This window comes from Janthinobacterium rivuli (genome assembly GCF_029690045.1).
In the GTDB taxonomy this organism is placed as follows: Bacteria; Pseudomonadota; Gammaproteobacteria; order Burkholderiales; family Burkholderiaceae_D; genus Janthinobacterium; species Janthinobacterium rivuli.
Genome location: NZ_CP121464.1, coordinates 1,048,123 through 1,066,792 on the forward strand (window position 1 = coordinate 1,048,123; position 18,670 = coordinate 1,066,792).

The following is an 18,670-nucleotide window of genomic DNA, read 5'->3' on the forward strand; positions in this document are numbered from 1 at the left end:
TTTTTCAAGCGGACGGTCAGCCCGCCAGCTTGGCCTTCAGCAGTTCCGTCAGCTGGGCCGGGTTGGCCTTGCCTTTGGAGGCTTTCATGGCCTGGCCGATCAGCGCGTTGATGGCCGCTTCCTTGCCAGCGCGGTACTGCTCCACCGACTTGGCGTTTGCCGCCAGCACTTCATCGACGATGGCTTCCAACGCGCCCGAGTCCGAGATTTGCTTCAGGCCCTTGGCGTCGATGATGGCGTCGACCAGGTTCTCGTCGCTGGACTTCGCTTCCCACATGCCGGCGAAGACTTCCTTTGCCGCCTTGTTCGAGATGGTGCCGTCGGCGATGCGCTTGAGCATGGCGGCCAGCTGCGCGGCGGAGACGGGGGCGTCGTCCAGGTCCACGCCTTCGCGGTTCAGGGTAGACGAGACGTCGCCCATCAGCCAGTTGGCGGCGGCCTTGGCGTTTTCCTTGCCGGCCTTGTCGACGACGGCGACGAAATAGGTGGCCATGGCTTTCGACTGCGTCAGCACCAGCGCATCGTAGTCCGGCAGCGCATATTCGCTGATGAAGCGGGCGCGCATGGCGGCCGGCAGTTCCGGCATCGACGCCTTGACCGTGTCGATCCACTCCTGCGAGATGACCAGCGGCGGCAGATCAGGGTCCGGGAAGTAGCGGTAATCCTGGGCGTCTTCCTTGCTGCGCATTTCGCGCGTTTCTTTGCGGTCTGGATCGTACAAACGCGTCGCCTGCACGACCTTGCCGCCGTCTTCGATCAGTTCGATCTGGCGGCGCACTTCGACGTGCACGGCTTCTTCGATGAAGCGGAAGGAGTTCAGGTTCTTGATTTCGCAGCGGGTGCCGAATTCCTTCTGGCCGACGGGGCGCACGGACACGTTGACGTCGCAGCGGAACGAACCTTCCTGCATGTTGCCGTCGCAAACGCCCAGCCACATGACCAGCGAGTGCAGTGCCTTGGCGTAGGCCACGGCTTCGGCGGCGCTGCGTATCTCCGGTTCCGAGACGATTTCCAGCAGCGGCGTGCCGGCGCGGTTCAAGTCGATGCCGCTCATGCCCGCGTAGTCTTCGTGCAGGGATTTACCGGCGTCTTCTTCCAGGTGGGCGCGCGTCAGGTTGACCGTCTTGGTGACGAATTCGCCATCCTTTTCATAGCCGAAGGTCAGGGCGCCGCCGATGACGACAGGGTCTTCGAACTGGCTGATCTGGTAACCCTTGGGTGAATCAGGGTAAAAATAGTTTTTGCGTGCGAAGACCGAGTGCGGCGCCACGGTGGCGCCCACGGCCAAACCGAAGCGGATCGCGCGGTCGACGGCTTGCTTGTTCATCACCGGCAGCACGCCTGGCAGCGCCAGGTCGACGGGACTCGCTTGCGTGTTGGCGTCGGCGCCGTACTTGATCGGCGAACCGCTGAAAATTTTGGATTCGGTCGTGAGCTGCACGTGGTTCTCAAGACCGATGACGACTTCCCATTGCATAGTGTTCTCGCTTATTTTTTGGTGGCGCCGCCTGGGCGGCGCGTCTGTTCTTATTAAATACCGGCAGGGCTGCGCGTATGCCAGTCCGTCACTTGCTGGAACTGGTGGGCCACGTTCAGCAGCCTGGCTTCGCCAAAGTAATTGCCAATGATTTGCAGGCCGACGGGGCGCTTGCCGTTTTTCTCGCCTTCGCCAAAGCCGCAAGGGATCGACATGCCGGGCAGGCCGGCCAGGCTGGTCGACAGGGTGTAGATGTCGGCCAGGTAGTTCGCCACCGGGTCGTCCGTCTTGTCGCCCAGGTCCCAGGCGACGGTCGGCGCGACCGGTCCCATGATGACGTCGCAGACGGCGTTCGGGCCATTCAGGACGGCGTCGAAATCCTGCGCGATCAGGCGGCGGATCTTTTGCGCCTTCAGGTAGTAGGCGTCGTAGTAGCCGTGGCACAGCACATAGGTGCCGACCATGATGCGGCGCTGCACTTCCGGGCCGAAGCCCTGCGCGCGCGACTTTTTGTACATGTCCTGCAAGTCCTTGTACTCGGTGGCGCGGTGGCCGTAGCGCACGCCGTCGTAGCGCGACAGGTTCGACGACGCTTCGGCCGGGGCGATCATGTAATAGGCGGGAATCGACAGGGCGGTGTTTGGCAGCGAGATGTCGACCAGGGTGGCGCCCAGCTTTTCATACTGCGCCAGCGCGCCGCGCACGGCCGCTTCCACGTCCTTGGCCAGGCCCTCGCCGAAGTATTCGCGCGGCACGCCGATGCGCAGGCCCGTGAGGGGTTGTCCCAGTTCGCGCGAAAAATCTTCCGCCACGCCGCCCTGTTCCGGCGACAGGCTGGTCGAGTCGCGCTCATCGAACCCGGCCATGGCCGTGAGCAGCAGGGCGCAGTCTTCGGCCGAGCGGGCCATTGGGCCGCCCTGGTCGAGCGACGAGGCAAAGGCGATCATGCCGAAGCGCGAGACGCGGCCATACGTCGGCTTGATGCCGGTGATGCCGCAAAAAGCGGCAGGCTGGCGGATCGAACCGCCCGTGTCGGTGCCGGTGGCCGCCGGTGTCAGGCCAGCCGCCACGGCCGCCGCCGAGCCGCCGGACGAGCCGCCCGGTACGGCGTTTTTGTCCCACGGGTTCTGTACGGCGCCGAAGGCCGAATTCTCGTTGCCGGAGCCCATGGCGAATTCATCGCAGTTAACTTTACCCAGGGTGACCATGCCGGCCGCCTGGAATTTCTCCACCACGGTGGCGTCAAACGGGCTGGCGTAGTCGGCCAGCATTTTCGAGCCGGCCGTCGTGCGCCAGCCTTTCGTGACGAACAAGTCCTTGTGCGCGATCGGCACGCCCGTCAATGGCGTGGCCGTGCCGGCGGCGATGCGCGCATCCGCTTCGGCAGCTTGCGCCAGGGTCAGGGCACGGTCGACGTGCAAAAAGGCGTTCGAGTTGTCCGCTGCGATGCGGTCGAGGAAATGCGTCGCCAGCGCAACGGCGGAAATTTCCTTGTTCTGCAAGAGCGTGGACAGCTGTTTGATGGATTTTGTATGCATGGCGTTTCTATTTTGATATTCGACGGGAAGGCAACAGCATGGAGCGGCGCAGTTACTCGATCACTTTTGGCACGAGATACAGGCCATCCTGTACCTTTGGCGCCACGGCCTGGTAGGCGTCGCGGCGGTTTTGTTCCGTGGCGATGTCTTCGCGCAGGCGCAGGGCGATATTGTCCATGTGGGCGGCCAGCGGGTGGCTCAGGGGCGCCACGCCATCGGTATTGACAGCTTGCATTTGTTCCGCGAGTGCAAAAATCTTGTTCAATTGGGCCAAAGACGTGACGGCCTGGTCGTCGGCCATTTCAAGTTGGGCCAGGTGGGCGATGCGTTTTACGTCGGAGAGTGTCAGGGACATGGCGAATGGCGCGGAGTGCCGCGCATTAGTATTAAGTTGGCGTTTTGATAAAACGCGGGTATTTACTGCTATTTTGCTCACAAAAATCGAGGAATGCCGCGTAACTCGCGGCTGCAAGAGTCGCACTTTTCCATGGTTTTTGAGCAAATCGCATTCAAATTATAAGGTAGAATGGCGGGTTAATGCGTTGCCGGCGCTGATGGACTGCTGCCGCAGCATAGAAAAGATTGCGCAAGCGCCAAGCGAAACCCGGAAAAATCGCCTTTTGGATTTTCAGGGTGCCTGAAAGCGCCCGCTTTGAAACTCCCCATAAACAGCTTTTGCGCAGCTCGATGCGCTACAGGACACTCATGTTTGGTTTTTTACGCAGGTATATCTCCACCGATCTGGCCATTGACTTGGGCACGGCCAACACCCTTATTTATGTACGCGGCCTCGGTATCGTCCTGGACGAGCCATCCGTTGTCGCCATCCGCCAGGAAGGCGGTCCGAATGGCAAGAAGACCATTCAGGCAGTCGGCAAGGAAGCCAAGCAGATGCTGGGCAAAGTGCCGGGCAATATCGAAGCGATTCGTCCGATGAAAGATGGCGTGATCGCCGACTTCACCGTGACCGAGCAGATGCTCAAGCAATTCATCCGCATGGTGCACGACTCGAAATTCTTCCGTCCATCGCCGCGCATCATCATTTGCGTGCCGTGCGGTTCGACCCAGGTCGAGCGCCGCGCCATCCGCGAATCGGCCCTGGGCGCCGGCGCCTCGCAGGTGTACCTGATCGAAGAACCGATGGCAGCGGCCATCGGCGCGGGCTTGCCCGTGTCCGAAGCGACCGGCTCGATGGTGGTCGACATCGGCGGCGGCACCACCGAAGTGGGCATCATTTCGCTGGGCGGCATGGTCTACAAGGGTTCCGTGCGCGTCGGCGGCGACAAGTTCGATGAAGCCATCGTCAACTACATCCGCCGCAACTACGGCATGCTGATCGGCGAACAAACGGCCGAAGCCATCAAGAAGGCCATCGGTTCGGCTTTCCCGGGTTCGGAAGTGAAGGAAATGGAAGTCAAGGGCCGCAACCTGTCCGAAGGCATCCCGCGTTCGTTCACCATCTCCAGCAACGAGATCCTCGAAGCGCTCACCGACCCGTTGAACAACATCGTCTCGGCCGTGAAGAACGCGCTGGAACAGACGCCGCCGGAACTGGGCGCCGACATCGCCGAAAAAGGCATGATGCTGACGGGCGGCGGCGCACTGCTGCGCGACCTGGACCGCCTGCTGATGGAGGAAACCGGCCTGCCGGTGCTGGTGGCCGAGGACCCGCTCACCTGCGTGGTGCGCGGTTCCGGGATGGCACTGGAACGTATGGACAAGCTCGGCTCGATCTTCTCCTACGAATAATCTGACAGAAGGGCCGGAAACCAATCCGGCCTTTTTTTGGTTTTGGCGCCGGCGTCTGACCGGGGCCTGCACGTTGGCGCACTGCGCCTGGCCTGATCATTGGAAGTCATGGAATACAGTCCTCCGCCACTTTTCAAACAAGGCGCCTCCGCCCGCGTCAAGATGATGGTGTTCGCCGGCATTTCTATCGCCCTGCTACTGGTCGATTCGCGCATGCACGCGCTGACGGCCGTGCGCCAGGCAGTCGGCACCGTGCTGTATCCGGTGCAGATGGCGGCCCTGGTGCCGCGCGACGTGGCGCTTGGCGTCGGCAATTACTTTTCTTCGCTGTCCGCCCTGGAAAAACAGGTGCGCGACCTGAAACACGAACAGATCGCCTCGGCGCAGATCCTGCAGCAGGCGCAGCTCAACATCGTTGAAAACAACCACTTGCGCAAATTGATGGAAGCGCGCGAGCGCGTGCCCGTCAAGACCATGATGGCTGAAGTGCTGTACGACACGCGCGATTCGGCCACGCGCAAGATCGTGCTCGATCGCGGTATCCAGCATGGCGTGGAACTGGGCCGCCCCGTGATCGACAACCTCGGTGTGGTGGGGCAGGTCACGCGCGTGTTCCCGTTCACCTCCGAAGTGACCTTGCTGACGGATGAAGAGCAGGCCATTCCCGTGCAGCTGCTGCGCAATGGCGTGCGCAGCGTGGCCATCGGGCGCGGCAAGTCCGGCACCATGGAGCTGCGCTTCACGGCCCCCAGCGCCGACATCCAGATCGGCGACATCGTCATTACCTCGGGCCTCGACGGCCTGTATCCTGCCGGCCTGGCCGTGGCGCGCGTGACCCTGGTCGAGCGCAATGCACATGGCCCGTTCGGCCGCGTCGTGTGTCAGCCGCTGGCCGGCATCGAACGCAACACCCAGCTGCTCATCCTGATGACGTCGCCGGAAATTCCACCGCGTCCGCCCGCTGAAGATATCAAGACGGGCCGCAAGATCGCCGGCAAGATGGCGCCGATCAAGGACCCGGCCAAGGAGGCCGCCGCTGCGGTGCCGGCCGCCGCGCCTGCCGCCAAGCCGCCTGCCGCCAACACGGCTGCGCCCGCACCCGCAAAACCTGCGACGCCAGCGCCTGCACCTGCCGCCGTGCCACCGAAGGAAGCGACACGATGAACCGCCCGCATTACATCCTGCTGCCGGTCAGCCCCCTGTTCATCGGGTTTTCCCTGCTGTGCGCTTTCCTGCTGAACCTGCTTCCATGGGGTCAGTTCGTCGGCGTGCCCGATTTCGTCGCCCTGGTGCTGGTCTTCTGGGGCATCCACCAGCCGCGCAAGGTCGGTATCGGCGTGGCGTTTTTCATGGGCCTGATGATGGACGTGCACGACTCGACCCTGCTGGGCGAGAATGCGCTGGCCTATACCTTGCTGTCGTACTTCGCCATCATGATGCACCGCCGCGTGCTGTGGTTCCCCATCATGACGCAGGCGCTGCACGTGCTGCCGCTGCTGCTGCTGACGCAGGCGCTGCAATTGCTGACGCGTCTGATCGTCTCGGGCCGCTTCCCCGGCTGGCTCAATTTCATCGAGAGCTTCGTCGCCGTCGCCCTGTGGCCCATCGTCACGTGGATCTTGCTGGCACCGCAGCGCCGCGCCGTGGACCGCGACCATAACCGGCCGATTTGACGGGCGCCTGCAATGACTGAACTTAAGAACACCGAGCGCGAACTGCATTTTTTCCGCATGCGCCTGACCATCCTGGGCGCGCTCGTCTTCGTCTGCTTTTCGCTGCTGCTGGCGCGCTTCATCTGGCTGCAGGTGATCAAGCACGAGGACTACGCGACCAAGGCCGAGGACAACCGTATCGCCGTGGTGCCCATCGTGCCCACGCGCGGCCTGATCCTCGACCGCAACGGCGTGGTCCTGGCGCGCAATTACTCGGCCTATACGCTGGAAATCACGCCATCGAAATTGAGCGCCAGCCTCGATTCCGTGATCGACGAGCTGTCGACCCTGGTGCAGATCGACATCAAGGACCGCCGCCGCTTCAAGAAGCTGCTGGAAGAATCCAAGAATTTCGTCAGCGTGCCGCTGCGCACGCGATTGACGGACGAGGAAGTGGCGCGCTTCACGGCGCAGCGTTTCCGCTTCCCTGGCGTCGAGGTGCAGGCGCGCCTGTTCCGCCAGTATCCGATGGGCGAGGTGGCGTCGCACGTGGTGGGCTTCATCGGCCGCATCAACCGCAATGAAGCGAAGGCGCTGGAAGAGGGCGAGGACGCGGCCAATTACAACGGCACCGACCATATCGGCAAGGAAGGCCTGGAAAAAAGCTACGAAAAGCAGCTGCATGGCACCACCGGCTATGAAGAGGTGGAAGTGTCGGCCGGCGGGCGCGCCATGCGCACCCTGTCGCGCACGGCCGCCACCCCTGGCAACAATCTGATCCTGTCGATCGACATCGAGCTGCAGAAGGTGGTCGAGGAAGCGTTCGGCGAATGGCGCGGCGCAGCCGTGGCCATCGACCCGGCCACGGGCGACATCCTCGCTTACGTGTCCAAGCCAGGCTACGACCCGAACCTGTTCGTCGACGGCATCGACCAGCAAAGCTGGAACGAACTCAATACCTCGCTGGACCGGCCGATGGTCAACCGTCCCCTGTCCGGCACCTACGCGCCCGGCTCGACCTTCAAGCCCTTCATGGCGCTGGCCGCACTCGAATTGGGCAAGCGCACGCCGAGCCAGTCGATTTCCGATCCCGGTTTCTTCATCCTCGGCGGCCATACCTTCCGCGATGACAAGGTGGGCGGCCATGGCACGGTGGACATGCACAAGTCGATCGTCGTTTCGTGCAACACCTATTACTACCAGCTGGGTCGCGACATGGGCATCGATGCTATCCACGACTTCATGAAACCGTTCGGTTTCGGCCAGCTGACGGGCATCGACCTGAATAACGAAAAGACGGGTGTGCTGCCGTCGACGGAATGGAAGCGCAACCGCTTCAAGACGCCGCAGCAGAAAAAATGGGTGGGCGGCGACACGATTTCGGTGAGTAACGGCTCCGGCTACAACTCGTATACACCGCTGCAGATCGCCCACGCGACGGCCAACCTGGCCAATAACGGCGTGGTGATGAAGCCGCATCTGGTGAAGATCATCGAGGACGCGGCTACGCGCGCGCGCACCCTGACGGTGCCCAAGGAAAGCTACCGCATCGCGCTCAAGCAGGAAAACATCGACGTCATCAAGCGCGCCATGGTGGGCGTGACCAGCGAGCAGGGTGGCACGGCCGCGCGCATCTTCACCGGCGTGCAGTACACGGTGGGCGGCAAGACGGGTACGGCGCAGGTGGTGGGCATCAAGAAAAACGAGAAGTACAATGCCAAGCTGCTGGCCGAACGCCTGCGCGACAACGCCCTGTTTACGGCCTTTGCGCCGGCCGACAAGCCGCGCATCGCGATCGCCATCGTGGTGGAAAACGCGGGCTTCGGCGCCGGCGTGGCCGCGCCGATCGCGCGCAAGGCGCTCGACTACTACCTGCTGGGCAAGCGCCCGAGCGACAAGGAAAAGGACACCACCAAGGTGCCCAAGGAAGATGTCGACGAAGTGCGCACCCTGGAAGAAATCACTGACGAGCAGGCCGCCCCGGCGGTACCTGCCAGGCAATAAGGAAGCACATGCCCATTAACGAGAGGCGCTCGCTGTGGCGGCGCGCCAAACCCTACCTGGCGGTGTTCGATCCGCCGCTGATGATCATTATCCTGATGCTGCTCAGTACCAGCTTGCTGACACTGTATTCGGCCAGCATCGGCATCCCCGGCAAGATCGAGGACCACCTGCGCAACATCCTGCTGTGCTTTTTCGTCATGTGGGTGGCGGCCAACGTCACGCCGCAGATGATGATGCGCATCGCCGTGCCGGCGTACACGGTATCGGTGATCTTGCTGGTGGCCGTGGCGCTGTTCGGCACCATCAAGCTTGGTGCGCGGCGCTGGCTGCATATCGGCGTGATCGACATCCAGCCGTCCGAATTCCTGAAGATCGCCACACCGCTGATGCTGGCCTGGTTCTTCCAGCACAATGCGGGCGCCCTGCGCTGGAAATCGTTCCTGATGGCGGCGATACTGTTGCTGGTGCCCGTCTATCTGATCGCGCGCCAGCCCGACCTGGGCACGGCGCTGCTGGTGGTGGCGGCCGGCTTTACCGTCATCTTCCTGGCCGGCCTGTCCTGGAAGGTGCTGGCCGGTTTGCTGATCACTTTTGTTTCCTGCCTGCCGATCGCCTGGTCGCACCTGCATGATTACCAGCGCGACCGCGTGATGATGCTGATCGACCCGACCAAGGACCCGCTGGGCAAGGGCTTCCATATCATCCAGTCCATCATCGCCATCGGTTCCGGCGGCATGACGGGCAAGGGCTGGACGCACGGCACGCAAGCCCACCTGGAGTTTGTTCCGGAACGCACGACCGATTTTATTTTTGCCGTGTATTCCGAGGAATTCGGCCTGGTCGGTAACTTGATCCTGATGCTGATGTATTTGCTGCTGGTGGGACGGGGGCTGATGATCGCCGCCAACGCCCCCAGTTTTTTCACTCGCCTGCTGGCAGGAGCGATCACTATGATTTTCTTTACTTACGCCTTCGTCAATATGGGTATGGTCAGCGGCATCGTGCCGGTGGTCGGCGTGCCCCTTCCATTCCTCAGTTATGGCGGCACCGCGCTGCTGACCCTGGGCGTGGCCACCGGTATCCTGATGAGCATTCAGCGCCACCGCAAGCTGGTGCAGACCTGATGCGCGCGCATTTCGATATCTTCGCCATGCGCGGATTGAGCCTGGCCGCTTTGCTGACCCTGGCCGCCTGCGGTACGACGCCGCAAAAGCCCGCATCGAATAACGTGCCGCTGCCGTCCGGCGGCAAAGTCAAGGTGCCCGTGCGCCAGGATCCCACCCTGCCGGTATTGCCGGCGGCCGGCTCCGGGCGCGGCGGCTACTACAAGGATGATGGCCCGGGCGACAATCCGCCCGCCAACCTGCGCGACGTGCCCGACGCGGAAGTGCGCAACGAGCCGTATTCGACTCGCTCGAACCGCCCCTATGTCGTCTTCGGCAAGACGTACACGCCGATCACCGACAACGAACCGTTCAAGCAGAAGGGCACGGGTACCTGGTATGGCAAGAAATTCCATGGCCAGCGCACTTCGTCGGGCGAAATTTACGATATGTACAAGATGACGGCGGCCCATCCGACCTTGCCGATTCCATCGTATGCGCGCGTGACGAGCATTGACAGCGGCGAGCAGGTGATCGTGCGCATCAACGACCGCGGCCCGTTCCACGCCACGCGCGTCATCGACGTGTCCTACACGGCGGCGCTGAAACTGGGCTTCCTTGGCAAGGGCAGCCACCAGGTGGTCGTCGAACGCCTGCTGCCAGCCGATATCGACGCCATCCTGGCGGCCCGTGCGGCGCCGAAGCCGGTGCCTTCCGTGGTGGCCATTTCCATCGACACGCCCGTGGAAACGGGCGCCGTGGTGCAGCCGGAAGTGTCGTCGCAGATGCTGCCCGTCGATGTGACGGTGGCCATGCCGGCACCGGCGGCGCTGGCCAGCGGCTTTTATCTGCAGCTGGGTGCCTACTCGCGCGCCGACAATGCGGAATCGGGACGTTCGCGCCTGGCGCCGTATGCGGCAGCCTTGGGGACCCTGGGCGTGGTGCAGGCCGGTAACCTGTTCCGCCTGTACGGCGGACCGTTCTCCAGCCGCGCCGAAGCGGCACGGGCGGCGGCGAATTTGCCGGAATCGACGGGCATCAAGCCTATCGTGATCGAGAGATAAGCGTAGGTCGGATTAGGCGCAAGGCGCCGTAATCCGACGCGATTGCCACGTGTCATTTACAGGTGCGCAATTCCTGCTCCGGGAATTGCGTTTTGATTTTCTCCAGCCGGGCGCGCGTGGCGGCGTCGAGGTCGCGGAACTGGTAAGCGAACTGCTTGCTGGCGCTGTAGCGCGGTGCGACGCGGGCGCTGTGCACGCCCTGTTTGTTGAGTGATGCCAGCTGGCTTTGCGCGCTGGTTTCCGACTTGAATACGCCCAGTGAAATGCCCCAGCGCAGCGGGCTGCTTTCATTCATGATGAAGTAATTCGTCACGCCCAGCTGCTTCAATTCGCCGGCCTTGCGGTCGGCGCCTTCCTTGCTGCCCTGCGGCGGGATGTACACCATGTAGCTGGAAATGTCCTGGCCTGCCACGTTGCGGCGCGACTGGCGGTCGCCCAGGTCCAGTGCCGCCACTTGCGCCTCGAAGCGGCGCCCGTCCGCCAGCAGGAAATTGCCCACTTCCGTACAGGCATACGATGGCGGCGGCGCCGGTGCCGCCGCAGGCTTCGCAGCCTCTTCGGCGGCTGGCGGCGCGGCGGACGCCGTGGCCTGCTCCTGCGTCAGCAAGCTGAGTTTATTCGCTTGCAGCTGGTTTTTCAGGCGCGCCGGCTCGCGCGTCTCCGTGCGAAAACTGCCCAGATAACCCTGGCCGATGGCCAGCACCAGCAGGTTGACGCCGGCCAGCAGCCAGAAGACGAATTTCAGCATACGTGGTTTCCTTGTGTTCCTGCGGCCCCGGCGCGCGCAGCCGCCTGCAGGCCGAGCATGACGATATTATCGACCAGGTGCAGCGGTACCGCCAGCGCCAGGGCCGGCGCGATGCGTGCTGCGGCGCCGCCCGACAACAGACAGGCGCTGGCGCCGTGCATGCGCACGGCCCGTTCGATGGCGCCCGCCTGGGCCGCCAGGCAGCCGGAGAGGATGGCGTCGTCCGTGTTGTCGGCAAAGCCGGCCGGCAGCGCGGCGTCGCTGGCGATTTGCGGCAGTTGCGCCGTATTGCGCGCCAGCGAGCTGGCCATCAATCCCAGTCCCGGCAAGATCATCCCGCCGAGGAAAACGCCATCGGCCGTGATGGCGTCGATGGTGGTGGCCGTGCCGCAATTGGCGACGATGACGGCCTGGCCAGGCGCCAGCGCGTGCGCGCCGATGGCGGCGGCAAAGCGGTCGCAGCCCAGCTGCGATGGCGTGCGGTAGCCGTTCGTCAGGCCCGCCAGCTGCGGCAGCGAGGCAAAGTCGCGGGCAGCGACTGGCAGCATGGCGCGCAGGCGCGCGCCGATGATGGCGCCTGCCACATTCGACAGCAGCACCTCATGAATGGCGAGTGTCGCCCATTGCGCGGCCAGCGTGTCGATCTGCGCATGCGCGACGGCGCCGCTGGCCAGCCAGCCGCCGGCGGCACTGTCGGCGGCCACGAGTGCCCATTTGATGCGTGTATTGCCGGCGTCGATCAGCAGCATGTGCTTACTCCCCCAGCAGGCGCAGGGACACGTCGCCGGACATGACTTCCTGCAGCCCGCCATCGCTGCGCAGCAGCAGGCGGCCCAGCTGGTCCACGCCGGCCGCCACGCCTTGCTGCAGCAGCTGGCCGTTGTCGAGGATTTTCACGTGCTGGCCTTGCCACGCATGCAGCGCGTTCCAGCGTTCGGCAAACGGCGCAAAGCCCGTGTCGTCGAATTCGGCCAGCACGCCGGCCAGGCGGCTCAAGAGCCCTGCCACCAGGGTATTGCGTTCCATCTGCGCCAACCAGGGCACGGCCGAGACGCTGCGCCCGATCTGCTGTTCCAGTGCATCGGGCATCAGCAGATTGATGCCGCAGCCGATCACGGCCCACACGGCACCATCGGCCGCCTGCTGCGTCTCGACGAGGATGCCGGCCAGCTTGTGGCCATCCTTGAGCATATCATTCGGCCACTTCAGTTGCACCGGCACGCCCAGCGACGTCATGGTCTCGGCCAGCGCCACGCCGACGGCCAGCGGCAATCCCACCAGCTGGTGCAGCGGTCCCTTGAAGCGCCAGGCCAGCGAGAACATCAGGCTGGCGTCCGCCTGCGACACCCACGGCCGCCCGGCGCGCCCACGTCCGGCCGTCTGCTGGCCGGCGATGCGCAGGGTGGGACCGGCCAGGGTGGCGCAGCGCGCCAGCAGGTCGGCGTTGGTCGATCCCGTTTCGTCGACCACTTCGATGGCCACGTGGGAGGCGCCCGTGGCGCAATGGGCGGCGATGGCCGCGCTGTTCAGGTCTGAGTGCTTCGTCATGGTGGTCGGTTCAGTTGCGCGCCTTGTGCGGCGCATTCGCGAAGGCCCGGTCGTAGACGGCATTGGGCAGCGCGCGCAGCAGCTTGGCGACGACGCCCATCTGCCACGGGATCACGCGGTAGCTGTCGCCGTCGGCGATGGCGCGCGCGGCGCGCACGGCGAATTTTTCGGCCGGCATCAGGAAGGGCATGCGGTAGGCATTGTGGCGCGTCATCGGCGTGTCGATGTAGCCGGGCGTGATGGTGACGACCTTGACGCCAGCCGGCTTCAGTTCCAGGCGCAGCGATTCGCAGTAGCTGATGACGGCCGCTTTCGAGGCGCTGTAGGCTTCGGCGCCGGGCAGGCCGCGGATGCCGGCCACGCTGCCGATGCCCACCAGGCGGCCGCTGCCCTGGCTTTTCATGGTAGCGATGAAGGGCGCGAAGGTGGCGACGGTGGCCGTGACGTTGATGGCGATCAGGCGCGCGAAGGCGTCGAGGTCTTCCGCGTGCTCGCTCAGGGTGCCGTAGGACACGCCGGCGCTGGCGATGACGACGTCGATGCCGCCGGCATGGGCGATGAAGTCGGCGGCCGCGCTTTTCAGGGCGGCGTGGTCGCACACATCGACGGCGTAGGCGCGGTGGCGTTCAGGGTGGGGCAGGGAGGCGATCAGTTGCTGCAGCGTGTCGCCGCGGCGGGCCAGCAAGCCCAGATGGGCGCCCTGGCGCGCGTACTGCAGCGCCAGGGCGGCGCCCAAGCCGCTCGACGCGCCCGTGATGAATACGCTGTAAAGCACGCGTTGCATCAGGCGATGCCCGGGCGCGCCAGGGAAGTGGCCATGCTTATTTCTTTTCCGCTTTGGCTTTCGCGACCAGCACGTCCATCACGCTGAGCGCCTGGGCGTTCAGCTGCTCTTCGTTCTTGGCCGATTTGCTGCCCTGATCGGCTTGCGACGGCGAGGTGATGTAGCGGCCATCGATGGCGATCATGGGCCAGAACGTCACGTTATAACCTTGCATCATGGCGTCCGCGCGGCGCACGCGGGCCGAGACACCCATGGAACGGTAGGTGTCGATGAATTTCTGGCGGTCCACGCCCTGTTTGGCGACGAAATCGAAAACGGCGTCGTCGGTGTTCAGGCGGTTGCGTTCCACGTGCATGGCGTGGAAGACGCTGGTGTGCAGCTTGTCGACCAGGCCCATGGCTTGCAGGGTGAAGAACAGCCGCTGCTGCGGCGCCACGCTGTCATCGCGCGACACGTGCACGCGCTTGAAGACGATGTTGTCGCCCTGTTTCTTGACCCAGGCGGCCAGTTGCGGTTCGAGCACGTTGCAATGCGGGCAGTAATAGGCGAAGAATTCCGTCACTTCGATTTTCTTGCCCGCTTCCGTCACCTGCGGCGTGGGCAGGGTTTCGTACTCGACGCCGTTTTTCGGGTCTGCCGGCGAGGCCGATGCGCCCATGGCGGCCGTGCACAGTGCGGCGGCGATCAGGATGTTCTTCAGAAAACGCATGCTGGTTCCTTATTTTTGGTTGCGGACGACGGCGACGTCGATGCCGTTTTCAGACAGTTTCGTGCGCGCGCGGTTCATCGCTTCGAGCTGGTTGAACGGTCCGACGCGCACGCGGTGCAGCACGCCGGCGTCGGTGCTGCGGTCGCTGATGGCCGCTTCGAAGCCGAGCAGCGCCAGTTTGCCGCGCGTGCTTTCGGCGTCCGACATGTCATGGAAGGCGCCGGCCTGCAGATAATAAATCCATTTGTCGCTGGCTGCATCGGCCTTGGCTTCTTTCACGTCGGCCTTGGCTTGCGGCGCTGCTGGTGCTGCCGCCGGCGTTTTCGGCGCCGGCTTGTCCTTCAACGTACCGATCAATTCCTGCAGCGCGTCCGGCGGCGGCGCCTTTGGCTGCTGCGCTGGCGCCGGTGCCGGTGCGGCTGGCTGCGTCGGCGTGACGATCTCGCGCGGCTCCTTGGAGAAGTCGCGCGCCGCTTCCTTGGCCGCTTCCTTGTTGCCGTACATCGGCTTGTTCGGGTCGGCGATCTGGCCGGCCGTCGGTTCGGTCGATTTGCCGGCCTTGCCCGACTTGTCGGTGAAGGGCGAGGCGCCCTTGGTGATCACCAGGGCGACCACCACGGCGATGCCCAGGCCGATGACCAGGCCGATGATGATGCCGACCAGGGTATTGCCCTGCTGGCGCCGGGTCGAAGAGAAGCGGCTGGCGTAAGAGGAAGCGTGATTCATTGACGGTTTGACCTTCGCGATTACATTTTGTTTGGCGCGGATACGCCGATCAGTGCCAGGCCGTTGCGCAGTACCTGGCGCGCGGCGATGACGAGGGCCAGGCGGGCCATCTTGACGGCTTCGTCCTCGACCAGCACTTTTTCGGCGAAGTAGAAGCTGTGCAGGTTGGCGGCCAGGTCGCGCAGATAGAAGGCGACCTGGTGCGGTCCCAGTTCGGCTTGCGCGCGCGCCAGCATTTCCGGGTAGGCGGCCAGGGTCGCCAGCAGGGTCGCTTCGGTCGGCGCCGTCAGTGGGGAAAGGTCGACGTTGGCGACCGCGCTTTCATCGCCGCCCCAGTTTTCCAGGATGCGGCAGATGCGCGCATGCGCGTACTGCACGTAATAGACGGGGTTTTCATCGGTAGTTTTCAGCGCCACGTCGACGTCGAAGACGAATTCCGTGTCGGCCTTGCGCGAGATCAGGAAGAAGCGCACGGCGTCGCGGCCCTTGGCGATGTCGCCGCCGCCCGACCATTCGATCAGGTCGCGCACGGTCACGTAGGAGCCGGCGCGCTTCGAAATCTTGACTTCTTCGCCGTCCTTCATGACGGTGACCATCTTGTGCAGCACGTAGTCGGGGTAGCCTTGCGGGATGCCCATGTCGACGGCCTGCAGGCCGGCGCGCACGCGCGCGATGGTGCCGTGGTGGTCGCTGCCCTGAATATTGATGGCTTGCACGAAGCCGCGCTGCCATTTCACCAGGTGGTACGCGACGTCCGGCACGAAATACGTGTAGGTGCCGTCCGTCTTGCGCATCACGCGGTCCTTGTCGTCGCCGAAGTCGGTGGTGCGCAGCCACAGCGCGCCATCCTGCTCGTAGGTGTGGCCCGCCTTGATCAGGGTTTCGACGGCGCTATTGACCTTGCCGTCCGCGTACAGCGACGATTCCAGGTAGTAATTGTCGAACTTCACGCCAAACGCCTGCAAGTCGATGTCCTGCTCGTTGCGCAGGTAAGTCACGGCGAACGGGCGGATCGAATCGATGTCTTCCACGTTGCCATTGGCCGAAGCCGGCTGGCCATCGCTGGCCGAGACGGTCTTGCCGGCCTTGAAGTCGTTGGCGATGTCGGCGATGTAGTCGCCGTTGTAGGCGGACTCTGGCCATTCGGCATCGCCGGGCTTGAAGCCGCGCGCGCGCGCCTGCACGGAATTGGCCAGGGTCTGGATCTGCACGCCTGCGTCGTTATAGTAGAACTCGCGCGTCACCTGGTAGCCTTGCGCGTCGAACAGCGAGGACAGGGCGTCGCCCAGGGCCGCCTGGCGGCCGTGGCCCACGTGCAGCGGACCGGTCGGGTTGGCCGAGACGAATTCCAGGATGACCTGCTTGCCGGCGCCTGCCGTGCTGCGGCCATAGCCGTCGGCTTCGCTCAGGATGGTTTTCACCACGGCCTGCTTGGCGGCGTTTGACACACGCACGTTGATGAAGCCGGGGCCAGCGATTTCCACTGCCTCGATCAGGCCCTTGCCGGCCGGGTTGGCCAGCACGGCGCTGACGATGGTTTGCGCCAGTTCGCGGGGATTCTGTTTCAGCTGCTTGGCCAGTTGCATGGCGATATTGCAGGCGACGTCGCCATGCGATGCATCGCGTGGTCGCTCGAGCACCACGGCAGGCGCTAGCGAAGTGCCGGCCAGGACGGGAGCGAGGGCGGCCTGGAACAGGGCGATGATTTCTTGTTTCTGTTGGGCGAGCATGAGCAGGATGGCGGCGGAACCGCGTTAAGAATGAATAGAATGAATCAAAAAGCAAAACGGACGGCCAGTACCCAAGCCGCCCAGACTGCGTTAATTATACTGGTTTGCTGCCGGGAACAATACGCTGGCAGGCAGTGTGCCCTTGCCGGCGCGTTTCACGATATTATCAGGACAGCATGCCCATGTTGGTGCACGAAAACATCAGCATGGGGCATTCTGCTTGTATATATGCAGTTTTTTGCCGCAATTTACAGGTATCGCTGCAATCGCTTGGGCCAGAGGGCGCCACAAACGCTACAATCGACCCTTTATTGATGACGCGCGACCGCGACTTTGCCACCATGCAGCCCGCCGCGCGCAGCCACACCGGATAACTATGAACAAGCGCCCCACGCTGAAATTGAAAACCAAGCCGGCGCCAGGCCAGGCGCCTGCCGCACCGAAACTGCGTCCCAGCTACCATCCCGACCTGAAACCGGTCTTGCAGCCAGGCTTCCAACCCGATTTGCGCGCCGACTCGCTGGCGTTTTGCCTGCTGGGCGCGGCCAATGCCGTGGCGCAAGTGCGCACGGGCACGGCCCTGCCGCAGGCGCTGGCCAAGGTGTTTATGCAATCGAACGCCAGCCCGCAGGCGCGCGGCGCGATCCAGGATATTTCCTATCGCACCATGCGCCAGCTGGGCCGCAGCGAAACCCTGGTCGGCCTGATGACGTCGAAGGCGCCCGAGCCGCCGATGCTGGCCGCGCTGCTGTGCTGTGCGCTGTCGCTGATGTCGGCCGAGCCGGGCGAGCAGCCGTACGAAGAATTCACGGTGGTGGACCAGGCCGTCACGGTCGCCACCTCGCACCCTGACCTGGCGCACGCCAAGGGCATGGTGAATGCCGTGCTGCGCCGTTTCTTGCGCGAGCGCAAATCCTTGCTGGAAGCGGCCCTGCAGCAGCCGTTGGCGCAATGGAATTATCCGCAGTGGTGGATCGACTCGCTGCGCCTGGCTTATCCGCGCGACTGGCAAGCCATTTTGACGGCCGGCAATGCCGTGCCGCCCTTGACCCTGCGCGTGAACCGCCGCAAGAGTACGGTCGAAGCGTATCTGGCCGTGCTGGCGGAGGCGGGCATTGCCGCGCGCCAGGTGGGACCGTTCGCCGTGCGCCTGGACAAGCCGATCGGCGTGGCCCTGATTCCCGGCTTTGAGCAGGGCGTCGTCTCCGTGCAAGATGCTGGCGCGCAACTGGCCGCGCCGCTGCTGGACTTGCACGATGGCATGCGCGTGCTGGACGCCTGCGCGGCACCTGGCGGCAAGACGTGCCACATCCTGGAACTGGCCGACGTGCACGTGACGGCCATCGACGCGGACGCCAAGCGCCTGCCGCGCATCGCGGAAAACCTCGAGCGTCTGGGCCTGGACGCCACCCTGAAGGCGCAGGATGCGCAATCGAGCGCGTGGTGGGACGGCCAGCAGTTCGACCGCATCCTGGCCGACGTGCCGTGCACGGCCTCGGGCATCGTGCGCCGCCATCCGGACATTCGCTGGTTGCGCCGCAAGGGCGATGCGTTCCAACTTGCAACACTTTCATCCAAAATTCTGGACAACCTGTGGCAGATGCTGCGCCCCGATGGTAAATTGCTGTTCGTGACATGTTCATTGTGGCCGCAAGAATCCGAGGCACAGGCGGCGGCATTTGCGGTACGCAATAATGCAACCCGATTGACAGCGCCTGGCCAGCTGTTGCCGACTGGCAGCGCGGAGCAGGACCACGACGGTTTGTTCTATGCGCTCTTCCAAAAAAATGCGGCTTGAGCGATTCGTCGAACCTTATCCTACGGACTACACCGGCACA

Annotated in this window: 17 protein-coding genes; 7 read left to right on the forward strand and 10 right to left on the reverse strand. The window is 63.9% G+C overall.

Annotation, left to right across the window (positions count from 1 at the left end; all coding sequences use genetic code 11):
- Positions 1-16: 16 nt before the first annotated feature.
- From gatB to gatC, 3 genes are read right to left on the reverse strand one after another with little or no spacing between them, the layout of a single operon-like run.
- Positions 17-1,477, reverse strand: a complete 1,461-nt coding sequence (gene gatB / locus P9875_RS04745) for an Asp-tRNA(Asn)/Glu-tRNA(Gln) amidotransferase subunit GatB (RefSeq protein ID WP_423221813.1) — start codon at positions 1,475-1,477, stop codon at positions 17-19.
- Between the two features lie 53 nt (positions 1,478-1,530).
- A complete protein-coding gene (gene gatA, locus P9875_RS04750; protein ID WP_423221814.1) occupies positions 1,531-3,015 on the reverse strand; it encodes an Asp-tRNA(Asn)/Glu-tRNA(Gln) amidotransferase subunit GatA in 1,485 nt (494 codons plus the stop codon).
- A gap of 52 nt (positions 3,016-3,067) precedes the next feature.
- Positions 3,068-3,370, reverse strand: coding sequence for an Asp-tRNA(Asn)/Glu-tRNA(Gln) amidotransferase subunit GatC (gatC, locus tag P9875_RS04755; protein ID WP_034784699.1), 303 nt, complete (start codon positions 3,368-3,370; stop codon positions 3,068-3,070).
- A gap of 350 nt (positions 3,371-3,720) precedes the next feature.
- On the opposite strand from gatC, the gene P9875_RS04760 reads away from it, so the two are divergent.
- The 6 genes from P9875_RS04760 (at position 3,721) to P9875_RS04785 (ending at position 10,587) form a co-directional block, all read left to right on the forward strand.
- The gene (locus P9875_RS04760) at positions 3,721-4,764 is read left to right on the forward strand and encodes a rod shape-determining protein (protein ID WP_010393186.1); all 1,044 of its coding nucleotides are present in this window, start codon (positions 3,721-3,723) and stop codon (positions 4,762-4,764) included.
- A gap of 108 nt (positions 4,765-4,872) precedes the next feature.
- A complete protein-coding gene (gene mreC / locus P9875_RS04765) occupies positions 4,873-5,928 on the forward strand; it encodes a rod shape-determining protein MreC (RefSeq protein ID WP_278317710.1) in 1,056 nt (351 codons plus the stop codon).
- On the forward strand, positions 5,925-6,437 hold the full coding sequence (mreD, locus tag P9875_RS04770; protein WP_034749354.1) for a rod shape-determining protein MreD: 513 nt from the start codon (positions 5,925-5,927) through the stop codon (positions 6,435-6,437). Before mreC ends, mreD begins: the two co-directional genes overlap by 4 nt.
- Before the next feature lie 12 nt (positions 6,438-6,449).
- Positions 6,450-8,420 carry a penicillin-binding protein 2 gene (gene mrdA / locus P9875_RS04775; protein ID WP_034784702.1) on the forward strand — a complete coding sequence of 657 codons (1,971 nt, stop codon included), beginning with the start codon at positions 6,450-6,452 and terminating at the stop codon, positions 8,418-8,420.
- Between the two features lie 8 nt (positions 8,421-8,428).
- A complete protein-coding gene (rodA, locus tag P9875_RS04780) occupies positions 8,429-9,544 on the forward strand; it encodes a rod shape-determining protein RodA (RefSeq protein ID WP_035824498.1) in 1,116 nt (371 codons plus the stop codon).
- Positions 9,544-10,587, forward strand: a complete 1,044-nt coding sequence (locus tag P9875_RS04785) for a septal ring lytic transglycosylase RlpA family protein (protein ID WP_278317711.1) — start codon at positions 9,544-9,546, stop codon at positions 10,585-10,587. Before rodA ends, P9875_RS04785 begins: the two co-directional genes overlap by 1 nt.
- Before the next feature lie 52 nt (positions 10,588-10,639).
- Here the strand turns inward: P9875_RS04785 and P9875_RS04790 are convergent, their stop codons facing one another.
- From P9875_RS04790 to argS, 7 genes are read right to left on the reverse strand one after another with little or no spacing between them, the layout of a single operon-like run.
- Entirely contained in the window at positions 10,640-11,335 is a 696-nt protein-coding gene (locus P9875_RS04790; protein ID WP_278317712.1) for an SPOR domain-containing protein, read from the reverse strand.
- On the reverse strand, positions 11,329-12,084 hold the full coding sequence (locus tag P9875_RS04795; protein ID WP_278317713.1) for a type III pantothenate kinase: 756 nt from the start codon (positions 12,082-12,084) through the stop codon (positions 11,329-11,331). The genes P9875_RS04790 and P9875_RS04795 overlap by 7 nt, the downstream gene beginning before the upstream one ends.
- Before the next feature lie 4 nt (positions 12,085-12,088).
- On the reverse strand, positions 12,089-12,883 hold the full coding sequence (locus tag P9875_RS04800; protein WP_278317714.1) for a biotin--[acetyl-CoA-carboxylase] ligase: 795 nt from the start codon (positions 12,881-12,883) through the stop codon (positions 12,089-12,091).
- Between the two features lie 10 nt (positions 12,884-12,893).
- Complete coding sequence (locus tag P9875_RS04805; protein ID WP_278317715.1) at positions 12,894-13,667, reverse strand: SDR family oxidoreductase; 774 nt, start codon at positions 13,665-13,667, stop codon at positions 12,894-12,896.
- A gap of 37 nt (positions 13,668-13,704) precedes the next feature.
- Complete coding sequence (locus tag P9875_RS04810; protein ID WP_278317716.1) at positions 13,705-14,376, reverse strand: thiol:disulfide interchange protein DsbA/DsbL; 672 nt, start codon at positions 14,374-14,376, stop codon at positions 13,705-13,707.
- 9 nt (positions 14,377-14,385) lie between these two features.
- Positions 14,386-15,102: an SPOR domain-containing protein gene (locus P9875_RS04815; RefSeq protein ID WP_099403353.1), complete on the reverse strand. Its 717-nt coding sequence runs from the start codon at positions 15,100-15,102 to the stop codon at positions 14,386-14,388.
- 20 nt (positions 15,103-15,122) lie between these two features.
- Positions 15,123-16,832 (reverse strand): arginine--tRNA ligase, encoded by a 1,710-nt coding sequence (gene argS, locus P9875_RS04820; RefSeq protein WP_278317717.1) that lies wholly within the window; start codon positions 16,830-16,832, stop codon positions 15,123-15,125.
- 376 nt (positions 16,833-17,208) lie between these two features.
- Here argS and rsmB point away from each other — a divergent pair, with 376 nt between their 5' ends.
- A complete protein-coding gene (gene rsmB, locus P9875_RS04825; protein ID WP_176389131.1) occupies positions 17,209-18,630 on the forward strand; it encodes a 16S rRNA (cytosine(967)-C(5))-methyltransferase RsmB in 1,422 nt (473 codons plus the stop codon).
- Positions 18,631-18,670 lie beyond the last annotated feature (40 nt).

Coding starts and splice junctions, on each gene's coding strand:
- P9875_RS04815 (WP_099403353.1), bottom strand. CDS start 15,102: ATGAATCACGCTTCCTCTTACGCCAGCCGCTTCTCTTCGACCCGGCGC.
- P9875_RS04800 (WP_278317714.1), bottom strand. CDS start 12,883: ATGACGAAGCACTCAGACCTGAACAGCGCGGCCATCGCCGCCCATTGC.
- mreC (WP_278317710.1), top strand. CDS start 4,873: ATGGAATACAGTCCTCCGCCACTTTTCAAACAAGGCGCCTCCGCCCGC.
- gatB (WP_423221813.1), bottom strand. CDS start 1,477: ATGCAATGGGAAGTCGTCATCGGTCTTGAGAACCACGTGCAGCTCACG.
- rodA (WP_035824498.1), top strand. CDS start 8,429: ATGCCCATTAACGAGAGGCGCTCGCTGTGGCGGCGCGCCAAACCCTAC.
- argS (WP_278317717.1), bottom strand. CDS start 16,832: ATGCTCGCCCAACAGAAACAAGAAATCATCGCCCTGTTCCAGGCCGCC.
- P9875_RS04785 (WP_278317711.1), top strand. CDS start 9,544: ATGCGCGCGCATTTCGATATCTTCGCCATGCGCGGATTGAGCCTGGCC.
- P9875_RS04760 (WP_010393186.1), top strand. CDS start 3,721: ATGTTTGGTTTTTTACGCAGGTATATCTCCACCGATCTGGCCATTGAC.
- gatC (WP_034784699.1), bottom strand. CDS start 3,370: ATGTCCCTGACACTCTCCGACGTAAAACGCATCGCCCACCTGGCCCAA.
- gatA (WP_423221814.1), bottom strand. CDS start 3,015: ATGCATACAAAATCCATCAAACAGCTGTCCACGCTCTTGCAGAACAAG.
- P9875_RS04795 (WP_278317713.1), bottom strand. CDS start 12,084: ATGCTGCTGATCGACGCCGGCAATACACGCATCAAATGGGCACTCGTG.
- mrdA (WP_034784702.1), top strand. CDS start 6,450: ATGACTGAACTTAAGAACACCGAGCGCGAACTGCATTTTTTCCGCATG.
- rsmB (WP_176389131.1), top strand. CDS start 17,209: ATGAACAAGCGCCCCACGCTGAAATTGAAAACCAAGCCGGCGCCAGGC.
- mreD (WP_034749354.1), top strand. CDS start 5,925: ATGAACCGCCCGCATTACATCCTGCTGCCGGTCAGCCCCCTGTTCATC.
- P9875_RS04790 (WP_278317712.1), bottom strand. CDS start 11,335: ATGCTGAAATTCGTCTTCTGGCTGCTGGCCGGCGTCAACCTGCTGGTG.
- P9875_RS04810 (WP_278317716.1), bottom strand. CDS start 14,376: ATGCGTTTTCTGAAGAACATCCTGATCGCCGCCGCACTGTGCACGGCC.
- P9875_RS04805 (WP_278317715.1), bottom strand. CDS start 13,667: ATGCAACGCGTGCTTTACAGCGTATTCATCACGGGCGCGTCGAGCGGC.